The organism is Moorena sp. SIO3B2 (assembly GCF_010692525.1).
GTDB lineage: Bacteria > Cyanobacteriota > Cyanobacteriia > Cyanobacteriales > Coleofasciculaceae > Moorena > Moorena producens.
Map to the genome: position 1 here is coordinate 1 of NZ_JAAHHE010000151.1, position 11,544 is coordinate 11,544.

The 11,544-nt window shown below is 45.1% G+C and carries 10 protein-coding genes; 3 read left to right on the forward strand and 7 right to left on the reverse strand.

What is annotated here, in order from left to right; translation table 11 throughout:
- The 5 genes from F6K38_RS24515 to F6K38_RS24530 all read right to left on the reverse strand — a co-directional run.
- Positions 1-781, reverse strand: a 781-nt coding sequence (locus tag F6K38_RS24515; protein ID WP_287357736.1) for a LicD family protein, incomplete at its 3' end; no start/stop codon positions are given.
- Between the two features lie 516 nt (positions 782-1,297).
- Complete coding sequence (locus tag F6K38_RS44380) at positions 1,298-1,516, reverse strand: IS1/IS1595 family N-terminal zinc-binding domain-containing protein (RefSeq protein ID WP_438941761.1); 219 nt, start codon at positions 1,514-1,516, stop codon at positions 1,298-1,300.
- A 187-nt stretch (positions 1,517-1,703) separates the two neighbouring features.
- Positions 1,704-2,450 carry a F0F1 ATP synthase subunit B gene (locus F6K38_RS24520; RefSeq protein ID WP_287357739.1) on the reverse strand — a complete coding sequence of 249 codons (747 nt, stop codon included), beginning with the start codon at positions 2,448-2,450 and terminating at the stop codon, positions 1,704-1,706.
- Positions 2,357-2,911 (reverse strand): pantetheine-phosphate adenylyltransferase, encoded by a 555-nt coding sequence (gene coaD, locus F6K38_RS24525; RefSeq protein WP_071106265.1) that lies wholly within the window; start codon positions 2,909-2,911, stop codon positions 2,357-2,359. Before coaD ends, F6K38_RS24520 begins: the two co-directional genes overlap by 94 nt.
- A gap of 235 nt (positions 2,912-3,146) precedes the next feature.
- A complete protein-coding gene (locus F6K38_RS24530; RefSeq protein WP_287357759.1) occupies positions 3,147-3,380 on the reverse strand; it encodes a hypothetical protein in 234 nt (77 codons plus the stop codon).
- Between F6K38_RS24530 and smc the strand changes: the two genes are divergently transcribed.
- Both smc and F6K38_RS24540 read left to right on the forward strand, forming a co-directional pair.
- On the forward strand, positions 3,277-7,164 hold the full coding sequence (smc, locus tag F6K38_RS24535) for a chromosome segregation protein SMC (protein WP_287357756.1): 3,888 nt from the start codon (positions 3,277-3,279) through the stop codon (positions 7,162-7,164). The genes F6K38_RS24530 and smc overlap by 104 nt on opposite strands.
- Before the next feature lie 317 nt (positions 7,165-7,481).
- Positions 7,482-8,480 (forward strand): PRC-barrel domain-containing protein, encoded by a 999-nt coding sequence (locus F6K38_RS24540; protein WP_008188168.1) that lies wholly within the window; start codon positions 7,482-7,484, stop codon positions 8,478-8,480.
- Positions 8,481-9,616: 1,136 nt separating this feature from the next.
- Here F6K38_RS24540 and F6K38_RS24545 read toward each other — a convergent pair.
- Positions 9,617-10,201, reverse strand: a complete 585-nt coding sequence (locus F6K38_RS24545) for a PAP/fibrillin family protein (RefSeq protein ID WP_287357743.1) — start codon at positions 10,199-10,201, stop codon at positions 9,617-9,619.
- A 73-nt stretch (positions 10,202-10,274) separates the two neighbouring features.
- Here F6K38_RS24545 and F6K38_RS24550 point away from each other — a divergent pair, with 73 nt between their 5' ends.
- The gene (locus tag F6K38_RS24550) at positions 10,275-10,496 is read left to right on the forward strand and encodes a DUF3134 domain-containing protein (protein ID WP_287357746.1); all 222 of its coding nucleotides are present in this window, start codon (positions 10,275-10,277) and stop codon (positions 10,494-10,496) included.
- A 521-nt stretch (positions 10,497-11,017) separates the two neighbouring features.
- Here F6K38_RS24550 and F6K38_RS24555 read toward each other — a convergent pair.
- Positions 11,018-11,353 (reverse strand): type II toxin-antitoxin system HicB family antitoxin, encoded by a 336-nt coding sequence (locus F6K38_RS24555; protein WP_502709594.1) that lies wholly within the window; start codon positions 11,351-11,353, stop codon positions 11,018-11,020.
- Between the last annotated feature and the right edge of the window lie 191 nt (positions 11,354-11,544).

Sequence of the window (11,544 nt, forward strand, 5' to 3'; positions counted from 1 at the left end):
AATTAATGACCAGTGCATACCATGCATCTTCTTGTGGCAAATTGAACACAGCATAGCCCAACTCATCTGTCCTGGCCTGCCCTTGTCCGATCACCCGAACCGAAGCGTTGTGAACCGGATCGCCTTTTTGATCAAGGATCCGAACTCGGCTAGCTCTGTATTCATTGGGAGAGCTGGTAACAGCTGAGCTCATTCCTGTGGGGCGATCTGGGACTAGATCCACAATGTCTTTTTCATAGCCGTAACGTTTCGGCGTCATCCATTCTATACCATATTTGGCCTGTAAGTATTCCTCGGGTGGATTGGGAACGAGGAAAGTATCTCCAAGGAAGTCGATTGCTTTTAGCTGGGTTACCAGTCTGGCAGGAATCAGGACCCCAGGATGGTGCCTGATATAGTCTTTGATAATCTTATGGCACATCCAATCAATCCTGATGAATGACTTCATCATCGTGATGCCAATGCCGCTATCGTAGGGTTGAACTTCGGTGTAAAAGCCATGTTCCCTGAAGGCACGAACAACAGGCTCTATAACTTCCCTAGTGACTACGTGGATCCCCATCACAGAACCCAAATCCAAATCATCATCCCAGGGTATGAATCCATGTTCTCGGATCGCGCCAAGACAGGTACCTTGCTGCAGAAAGAAGGTCACACCAAATTGATCCAAAATTTGCTTGACTTCTTTAAGCACTGTTTTGGCAGTAACTGGGTCCATGGGTTTAAAGACTTTACATGAAAGTTCCAGAGAGGTTTTATCTGCTCCAAGGTTTTGTTGCACTATATCTTTCCAGTTTTTTCTTTGATTATCCTAAGAGGTTGTCTGAGAAGTCTCATTTGCTACATCCAAGCCCCCGTTGGTTCCCCGAGCGAGGGGGGCTTGGGGGGCAAAAGTCAGTATCAAAAAACTTTTCAGATATCGTCTAATATTGAAAATATAGAGTTACATTACCATGATTGGGCTAATTCCAAGTGATACGCTTACATTTCTTTACTTTGAATTAGAAGGATGACAGACTTCTACCTAACGGGGTTTGAGCTTAATGGCGGCAGCCCCGCGCCCTACCTGAAAGGTGGGCGTCTTGAAGTTACCGTAAGGAGAGTGGAGCCTTTACAGTTGGCAGGCTATGCAGAAAAAGTTTAAAACTCATTAATTAAGGGGCGTTGCTGAATCATGAAATGGTTTCACCTGAAAGGGGGATTTTATGATATTTTAAATAATAAATAAGAAGCCTAATTGATAATTCCAACATTGTCTTGATGCAAAGCGCGAGTGGGGGAAACCACGGCAGTGCGGTCATGGGGGGAACCCCCGCGTGAAGGCACTGCCTCGCCATGACCGCGCTGCATCGCTTAGATACATTTTTAGGCACAGCAATTTAATCTTTTTATCGTAACCACGCTCACTTTTAACCTCTATAAATTGTCGTCCACATTCCTTGCCTTTATATCTTTGTTTTCCTCTTTGATGACCATATTTATGAGTTTTATTGCTATGACATTTAGGGCATTTCATGGTTTTATTTTTATAAAACCATTTTTTGATTCAGCAACGCATTAAAACCGCACGTGACACATAAACTATCACGGCTCCTCCGTGGATGGTTTATGTGGCTGCTAGCTCTTTAAAAATCTTTAACAACCAATAAGGTTAACAACTTATAAATTAAATAGTTCTTATTTAATCCTTAATCCTTAATCGTTCATCCTTTTTTTGACTTCGATGGGATTTTAAGTGAGCGTGAACCCCCCTTACCATTGTCTTTCTTACTATTGTCTTTCTTACCATTGTCTTTTTTGCCAGAGTTTTGGGCTTTGACAGGACCATTGAGTTGCTGACGTCCGTTGCGAATTACTCTAAGCATGTCACTGAGGTGCTGCTCAATATTGTAGAGCACTCCGTCAGCGTAGGCATCTGCCCCATTTTGAATTTCCTCACACTCGGCTAGGGTGATTTGGCGCATTTGCTCCAGTTCCTGCTGGGCTTTGCGGCGCATCTGCTCAAGCTCCGATGCCGTTTGCTTGTGCATCGCCTCACACTCTTTTTGAACTTGTTGGCTGATTTGTTGGGCTTCGTGTTCTGCTTGCTGAATAATACCGAGTTCATCTAAGATCATTTCAGCACGCCGCTGAGCTGTCTCAATTATTTCTTGAGCGTACTGTTCAGCTTGCTGGATAATTGCATCGTGTTCTTCAATTATTCTAGTAGCTTGTTGAAAAGCTAAGGGCAAATTTTCCCGCACCAAGTCGAGTTGAGCCAGCAACAGTTCTTCATCAATCAGGGTGCGCCGGGTAAAGGGGATGTGGGGGCTATCGAAGATGATGTCCTCGATATAGTTAAATTGCCCCTGAATATCTATGTCTCCTGATCCAGGATTAAAGGATTCAGTGGGGTTTGGGGGTTTGTTTTGCTCGGGTGGGTCGTACCGGGATGATTCTTGGCGTAACATCGGTATATATCTAAGGCAACCTGTTGGGGGACAAGATGATCGACGGAGCCGCCAAATTTGGCAATCTCTTTGACTACGCTACTACTCAAGAAACTATATTCGTTAGAGGTGGCGAGAAAAACCGTTTCGATTTCATCCCAGAGGGTATGATTGGTATGAGCCATCTGGAGTTCCTTCTCAAAGTCAGAAAGCACCCTTAACCCTCGCAACAGTACTTGAGCTTTCTTCAGTTTGGCATATTCCACCGTTAAACCGGTGAAACTGTCCACTTCTACATTAGGTAAGTGTTGGGTGCAAAGTTTAATCTGCTCGACTCGCTCAAGCACTGTGAACAAAGGAGATTTAGTGGGATTGCGCAGCACCGTCACAATCACCTTATCAAAGAGTCTACAGCCACGCTGGATGATGTCAAGGTGTCCTAGGGTAATGGGATCGAAGCTGCCTGGATAGATTGCAATCACGACGCAAGTATTACCAATTGGTTCAAGGAGTGATTATATAGCTTGTTTAATGGCCATGACATACTCAACTAATACTTAAGCTATTAGTTATTAACTCATTGGTGATTAGTCACTAGTCATTAGTTATTGGTGATTAGTTTTTTTTGATATAGTATATAGCATTTTAATTGCAGCCCCACACTGTCCCCCCTTCATCCGCCATCCGTTCCATCTGTTAACCCATCTACATCATCTTTTAAGCCATCCGTTGCTCCATCTGCCTATTGCCCATGCTACGCTGATCAGCAATGTGTTCACTACGCACACTCTGTGTGAGGACCCGGTTAACCTCAACCGATGAAATGCCTATGGTACACATCAAGCGAGTGGAACTCTCGCGGTTCAAATCCTTCGGCGGCACCACAAAAATCCCGCTCCTGGAAGGATTTACCGTAATTTCTGGGCCAAACGGGTCAGGCAAATCCAACATCCTTGATGCTCTTTTATTTTGTCTTGGTATCGCCAGTTCCAAAGGAATGCGAGCTGAACGCCTTCCTGATTTAGTTAACCACAATAAAGAACATCGAGGCACTGTCGAAGCCAGTGTCACAGTTACCTTTGACTTATCTGACTTCAATAACTATGACGAGTTACAGGTTAAAGAGTTGGAGGAACCGTTACAGGTTAGCAAGTTGCAGGAACCGTTACAGGTTAAAGAGTTGCAGGAACCGTTACAGGTTAAAGAGTTGCAGGAACCGTTACAGGTTAGCAAGTTACAGGTTGTTCGCGAAGCGTGGCCGAAAGGCCAAGGTTCAGAAAATAACCATCAACCCAATAACCATCAACCCAATAACCATCAACCCAATAACCATCAACCTGATAACTTTGGCCAAAAGGCCACGCTACGGGAACAACCGTCAACCCCTGACCAACCTGCAACGGATCTAGAATGGAGTGTGACCCGACGGCTGCGAGTCACTAAACAAGGTAATTACAGTTCTCAGTACTACATCAATGGTGAACCCTCTACTGTTACTGCACTTCATGAACAACTCAATCGCTTGCGGGTTTACCCAGAAGGTTACAATGTTGTCCAGCAAGGAGACGTCACGAGCATTATCTCAATGAAATCCCGAGAAAGGCGGGAGATTATTGACGAATTAGCCGGAGTTGCTGCTTTTGACCGCAAAATTACCCAAACTAAACAAACCCTCGCCACTGTCAAAGAGCGAGAAGAACGCTGCCGAATTATTGAACAAGAACTGACAGCTCAACGCGATCGCTTAGCTGCTGACCGTGCAAAAGCCGAGAAATATCAAAAACTCCGTGCTGAACTCCAACAAAAGCAACAGTGGGAAATTGTTATAAAATGGCGATTGCTCCAGAAGCAAGTATCCCAACTCCAACAGCAGATTGATGCTGCTAAGACGAAAAAAGCGCAGCTTATTGCTCAAATTACTAGCATTGAGGAACAAATAAACCAAACTACCACTGAACTTGACCAACTCAATGCTCGGGTCAAAGCCTTAGGAGAAGAAGAGCAAATTGCGATCGCATCCACCCTTGCCACTCAACAAGCTGAACAACGTCAATTACAAACCCGACAGCAGGAACTAACTGAGAACCTACAAAATGCCGCTGTCAATCTCCAACGTACACAAGAGACAATTCAACAAGTCGAGCAAACCCTGCAACAGTTGATCGCAGAAAAAAATGATCTAGAGACCTTGTCTAAAACCTCCTTACAAGTCGCACGGGATGAGGCCCAAGCTGCTCTCAACCAAAGCCGAGAACAAGCCAATGCGATCGCAGCCGCTAGTGATGCCTGGGTACAACAACAAACCACCCTCACCAAGCACATCGACACCCTACTCAAAACCATCAACCCCCAAAGGACAGAGCAAGCTCAACTCCAAGAGCGTCAGAATCAGCTAAATCGGCAAATCGAAGACCAAACCCAGCAACTGCAAACCTTAGAACCAGAAATCGCCACCAAGCAAACCCAAGCTGTGGCATTAGACACCCAATTAACCACTTATTCCCAACAAGTCCAGTCCCTCGCCCAATCCTTAGGGAATACCGAACAACAACTACAACTCCAACAACAAACCCAAACTCGCCTGCTGGGGGAACAACGGCAAAAACAACGGCAACTCGATAAACTAGAAGCCCAAGCCCAAGCTCAACAAGAAGCCCAAGGGACCTATGCTACTAAAGTTATCCTAGAAAGTAGTATACTAGGAGTGTGTGGATTAGTCGCCCAATTGGGTAGAGTTGAACCCCGCTATCAGCTAGCCCTAGAAATTGCCGCTGGCGCACGCCTCGGGAATTTAGTGGTAGAAGATGATAGGGTAGCAGCGGCTGGGATCGAACTCCTCAAACAAAAACGCGCGGGAAGAGCGACCTTCTTACCTCTGAACAAAATCCAACCTAGGCAATTTAGCGAAACGGTTGTGCTACGATATGCTAAGGGCTTTGTTGACTACGCCATTAGGCTAATTGATTGCGACCCCCGTTACCAAAAAGTCTTTGCCTATGTATTTGGGTCTACGGTAGTCTTTGAAACTCTCAATGATGCCCGTACCTACTTGGGTAAACACCGCATCGTTACCCTAGATGGGGAAATCTTGGAAATAAGCGGTGCCATGACTGGTGGTAGCAGCAGTCACCGTTCGGGATTGCACTTTGGTACCAGTGACACTATGGAGTCCTCTGAAATCCGTAGCTTGCGAACCCGCTTAGGGGAAATTGAACAGATTTTACACCATTGCGAGGGATTGATTACTACCGAATCTGCTTCGGTGAAACAAATTACCCAGGAATTGACAGAAACTAGAGCAAAACACTCGGAAACCAAATTACGTTTGGAACAGTTACAAAGAGAGATTGAGCAATCTCAGACCAATCAAGCCCAAATGCGATCGCTTCTGGCTAAAAACAACCAAGAACTCTCCGCTGCTACTCAACGGCTAGAGACCATAGCGATAGAGTTACCCCAACAAGAATCCCAACTTGCCGACTTACGGCAACAACTGGCTCAACTCGAAGAGTCTCAAACTCATAACGAGTGGCAACAGATTCAGAACACCATTAAAACCCAAGAAGCTCAGTTGCGCGAGTGTGAACAAGCCTTGAGAAATACCGAGAAACAGCTACAACAGAAAGAGAATCAGCAGCAGCGCCTCAGGGATAAACTTACCGAAGGTCACCGCCAAATAGCAGACTCTCAAACCCAAATCGAATCTTGGCAACAGCAGCAATCAGCAATTAACACTCAGTTAGAAACACTCACCAAGCAAATTACCGAAACGACAGTTGCCTTAAGCCAGTTAGAGGAGAAATTGGGGCAACAGAAACAAAAACGCGATCGCACCGAGCAACACCTACAGAGACTGCGCCAACAACACCAAGAAACCTCTTGGCAACAGCAAAAACTCCAAGAAACCCAGTCTGCTAGAGCAGAAAAACTTGCTAGTCTCCAAACTCAACTCCAAGACCAAGCTGCTGAATTACCAGACCCAATACCAGAAATACCTCAAATTGTCAAAAAAAATTCCCCCTCTAGTGATAAAAAAAGCTCAGAGGTAATTACCTTGGACTCCCTAGCTGCTCAACTAGAACAACTACAAAAGGAACTGCGCAACGGACAGAAACGTCTACAGGCTATGGAACCCGTGAATATGCTGGCCTTAGAAGAATATGACCGAACTCAAACTCGCCTCCAGGAACTGTCTGAGAAACTGGAAACCATAGCTGGTGAACGGACTGAACTGTTGCTAAGGATAGAAAACTTTACCACCTTGAGATACCGTGCTTTCAAAGAAGCCTTTGATGCAGTCAATGAAAATTTCCAAGCCATCTTTGCTGAACTCTCCGATGGGGATGGTTATTTACAACTCGATGATCCAGAGGACCCCTTTAGCGGTGGACTAAACCTGGTGGCGCACCCCAAAGGTAAACCGGTGCGGCGGCTAGCATCTATGTCAGGAGGAGAAAAATCCCTCACAGCCCTTAGCTTTATCTTTGCCCTACAACGCTACCGTCCCTCGCCATTTTATGCTTTTGATGAAGTCGATATGTTTTTGGACGGGGCAAATGTCCAGCGATTAGCTAAAATGATCAAACAACAGGCTAAACTTGCGCAATTTATTGTAGTAAGCTTACGCCGTCCTATGATTGAGTCTGCTCAACGCACCATTGGTGTTACCCAAGCCAGGGGAGCATACACTCAAGTCTTGGGTTTAAAACTATCACCCAAAAGTACGGTTAACTAGATAAAATCTCATTCATCAAATCCAGTATTATTGTAAGCATTAAGCCCAAGGCTGATCAGCTATAAGCCGTTCATGATTGATTTTGGAGAGAACCGACCCACGAACCCCTCGTCCGAAGGGCGTCCTGTACGAAAAAAAAACCGATGTTCAGAGGTGATTATATATAACCTCTGTAGTCTGTTGATCAACCTAAGGGTGGCATTACCTTAGCTGAAAGCTGATAGCTGAATGCTTACGTATTAATGCTCACGTATTAATGCTCACGTATTATTTATTTTTAATCCATCAGGAGTATAGCTCAGGAAAAGCGAGATATAATGACAACGGAACAAATTCGTCCACGCTCCGATATCTTAAATACTCAGGTAATTACCCGTGACAATGGTAAGCGCCTTGGAGTCGTCAAGGAACTCTTGGTAGATATAGACAGACGGCAGGTTGTGGCACTGGGTCTGCGAGATAACCTCCTGGCAGTAGCCGGTATGCCAAAGTATATGCTCCTGAGCAGCATTCGACAATTTGGTGATGTCATCCTGGTAGATGATCAAGACGTTATCGAAGATATTGATGTCGATGCCTATAGTACCCTGATTAACAGCGAAGTGATCACCGAAACCGGTGAACTCTTAGGTCGGGTTAGAGGCTTCAAGTTCAATGTAGAAGATGGCACCGTTTCCGCCCTAATCATTGCATCAATAGGGTTACCCCAAATACCCGACCAGGTGATTAGTACTTATGAGCTACCCATTGATGAAATTGTCAGCAGTGGTCCAGACCGATTAATTGTATTTGAGGAAGCTCAAGAGCATCTGGTCCAGTTAACCGTCGGGGTCTTAGAACGTATGGGGATTGGCAGACCCCCTTGGGAAAAGGACACAGAAGACCCCTACTATACCCCAACGGCTAGACCAGAAAATCAACTGGGAACGGGGATTCCAATACGTACTCCTATCTCTCAGACAGTAGAGAATGCCAACCGAGCCCAAGATGCCTGGGATGACGATTGGCAAGAGCCAGAACTAGAGCCGATCAAACGAGAAGCACCAGTCCCGAAGAAGTATGTCGAAGCCAGATTAGAAGAAGATAACTGGAGCGATGAACGGGAAGAGTCCCCTCAGCCAGTGCGCTACGAGCAGCCAGTCTATAGCTCACCCGAGCCTTCCTATGGTAAAACTAACACCCAGGACTATGACAAGTACGAAGTCGAGGGTGATGCCTGGGATGATGACCGCTCCCCAGAGCCTTACAAAGCACCGCGAGTCAATATTCCTGAGAAAAAGAAAGCTCCAGAATACGAAGAAGAGGCTGGTTACTAGAGGACGCACAAGTCGAAAGCCCCGCGTTTTTAAACCGGGTCAGAAGTTACCGCAAGAATAGGGCAGCCTTTACGATTGGTCGGCTATGAGCAAAAGGGTTAAAACTTTATAATTAAGGCTGCCCTATTCTAAGGTTTCGTCTCCGGGATGAAGACTCGCAGCGACTTTAGTCGCCAAAAGGTTGACGATACGTTAGCGCCATAGTAAAATCTAAATATGGGTACAGGCTGAAAAACCGAGGCACAACCGGGTCAGAGACCCGCAATTGTTTGACCTTAAAGTAGTAATGCCCGGAGGGCAGGGAAAATCCTCCTTAAAAACCCAATCATCAACTACCAATTGGTGTGTGAACCCAGCAAGATCACAACTTCAGAAAATAATGGTACGGCGGGGCACGCCGAAACCAAGTGAAACAGAGGAGCAACGGACTCTATAAGGCACTTCTCAAAAAAGTAGCTAAACGCCTAAGGAGACTAGCCCGCTGGGTCTTTCGTGAACTGAACTAAGATTTTAGTCTTGACGGGATTTCGGTTTAGATATTGCCATTTGGACACGGAGGTTTAAGGCCGGTCGTAGATCTAGGAATCCCCGTCTTTTTAAAGCGGGGAGTGTCAATAATTAATGACCATAGTTGAGGGTTGTTTGTTGATTGTTGTTTGTTGAGGGTTGTTTGTTTACGGTTCATGCTTAATCCTAGAGTTGAGCACCCAGTGGATAACTGGTTGACGGTCAACCCTGGCCTTTCGGCCACGCGATCGCGTTCAACCCTGGCCTTTCGGCCACGCTAAGCGAACAACTCGCTTCAATTCAAAATTATCAATTCAAAATTAAAAAATACCCCACGAATGAATTCGGGGGCTTGTATCCGTTGAAACAATTAAAAATTAGAAAGCTATTCATTTTGAATTTTGAATTTTTCATTTTGAATTCAAAAATGGTCAGTCGATACAGGCAAAGGTAGTTGTTGTTAGAAAATAGGTCTATCCTTGATCAATAAAGAACTAGAGAATTCCGATTTGGCTTTTGTTTCAGGATTTTGACAGAAGAGGGATATAGCGTTTCTCCTAGTTATGAGGTACAGTCAATTTTCGCAACCCCTACTCCCTACTCCCTACTCCCTACTCCCTACTCCCTACTCATTTCTTGGTTAACACAAACAAACTCCCCTGATTCCCCCGTCCAATGCGGAGGTCATCGTCAAGATAGGTTATCTCTAACCAACCCTGTTGATTGTCCCTATTGATGGGAAAGTCAATAGCTGGAAACCTTTTGCCAGCTTCGATTTGCTCAATGAAATCATTGGCAGAGCTATAACTCAGGAAGCTTTGTAGACCAATGATAGACCTCTCGAAGCTAACATTAACCCGGCATTGAGATACTGGCTCGAAACTAGCACAAACACTGACAACACCTTCGAGATAGGGAATACCAGATAATTCAGCTATGTTGTAAATTTTAGTATCTGAAGTACGAACACATTGGTAGATTTGACCCAGTTGTACCAAGGGAAATCCGTCAAGATTCAAAAGTTCTTGACTCGTGGTATATAGCAGACGCCAGTTACCATCTAGCAAGTCTTGCGCCTCAAGGGGTCGAGGGGTGGGGTTTCTCCCTTCCAGTTCGGTAACTGCTGCCAGTATTGCTGTTTTATCGGTTTTGCTTGCTAATAGACCACGATTCTTTCCTGCGATCGCTTCTAAGAGTTCCGCCTTGCCAATCATAAGATTTCCTCTAGCTGACTGCTAGACTCAAAGTTAAAGGTTTTCACCTCGTCCATATTAGCTGAAGAAGTCTATGTACAATCCTGCTCTACGTGAAATACATCGTGATCAACTCGCTGAGGTTATTCCCCTTAAGCAAGAAACTTCCCTTTTAGATTGGTTAGAGTCTAATAATCGCCTGATCCCACGGGAGAATTTAGAGGAAGAAAATCCCCTAGGTGATGACGTAGAAATCTCTGAACTGATGGGGGTAGAGGACAGTAACTACGAGGATGAAGAAGAAAATTTGGGTTAACACTAACTAGTTTTTCGTAAGCATTCAGCTGTCAGCTATCAGCTAATGCGCTACAGATGGTGCTACTTGAGGTGCTAGCAGGCGATTTAACTGCACGGGGTCGGATGAGTAAAACGAGCAGGGATTTTCAAGCAGCCGTACCAGCACCCCCTATGCTTGTTTACTACCTCCCGTTGATTAGCATGATACCATTAGGCTGATAGCTGAATGCTTACAGTTTTACCCAATATTTTTAGCCCAATTGCAATCAGAAATGATTCAGAATGAGACCGTTGCTGAATCATTTCTGAAATCCTAAAAATCTAGGTAGCAGGAAACCCCGCGTCTTTAGACCGGGTCAGAAGTTACCGTAAGAAGAGTGGAGCCTTATTTCATGAGTTTTAACCCTTCAATGCAACCGCCTGTCGCCTATAAAGGCTCCACTCTTCTGAGGTTTCGTCTCCGGGAGGAATGCTCCACAGTGGCTAAAGCCACTTAGGGTTCAACCATGGTGAGGGTCGGTAATATATCTCTGGATAGTTTCAGTGCTGACTTTTCCCGCTGTCGAAAAAAAGTAGGGCAGTTCCTGTAGGGTGGGCAGTGCTTGAAACAGATACATTTGCTGGCAAAGGGCAAAGGTAAGCACTGCCCACCCTACGATTAATCTTGAAAGGCTTTTCCGGTTCTATCCCTTTGAGTTGACAAAGCTCTAGGTAATCATCCACTGCTTCGTGAAAACTGGCGCGAAGAGATTCAACATCCTGACCTTCATAACTGATCAGGCTGCGAATATACTCTACTTTCCCGTATAAAATCTCATCTTGGTCGTTGTAATTGACTGAGCCAAGGTATTCCTTGTATTTCACCAAGTTATTCATTTATTTAAAATGTAAACATAGATCTTGTCGGGTGGGCAAATGGGCATCATCGCTGATGAAATTATCAAATTCTCAAAATTTGCCCACCCTACCCCTACCTGATACATCTTGATACCAAGTTGCGGTCAAACGTACAACTTTATCTTCCCCCAATCTCCCTATCTCCCAATCTCCCTATCTCCCAATATCCC

What these genes read in the sequence shown, in the direction of transcription:
- F6K38_RS44380 (WP_438941761.1), bottom strand. Translation starts at nt 1,516, where the DNA reads ATGAAATGCCCTAAATGTCATAGCAATAAAACTCATAAATATGGTCAT.
- F6K38_RS24520 (WP_287357739.1), bottom strand. Translation starts at nt 2,450, where the DNA reads ATGTTACGCCAAGAATCATCCCGGTACGACCCACCCGAGCAAAACAAA.
- F6K38_RS24530 (WP_287357759.1), bottom strand. Translation starts at nt 3,380, where the DNA reads ATGTTGGATTTGCCTGACCCGTTTGGCCCAGAAATTACGGTAAATCCT.
- F6K38_RS24540 (WP_008188168.1), top strand. Translation starts at nt 7,482, where the DNA reads ATGACAACGGAACAAATTCGTCCACGCTCCGATATCTTAAATACTCAG.
- F6K38_RS24545 (WP_287357743.1), bottom strand. Translation starts at nt 10,201, where the DNA reads ATGATTGGCAAGGCGGAACTCTTAGAAGCGATCGCAGGAAAGAATCGT.
- F6K38_RS24550 (WP_287357746.1), top strand. Translation starts at nt 10,275, where the DNA reads ATGTACAATCCTGCTCTACGTGAAATACATCGTGATCAACTCGCTGAG.
- F6K38_RS24555 (WP_502709594.1), bottom strand. Translation starts at nt 11,353, where the DNA reads ATGAATAACTTGGTGAAATACAAGGAATACCTTGGCTCAGTCAATTAC.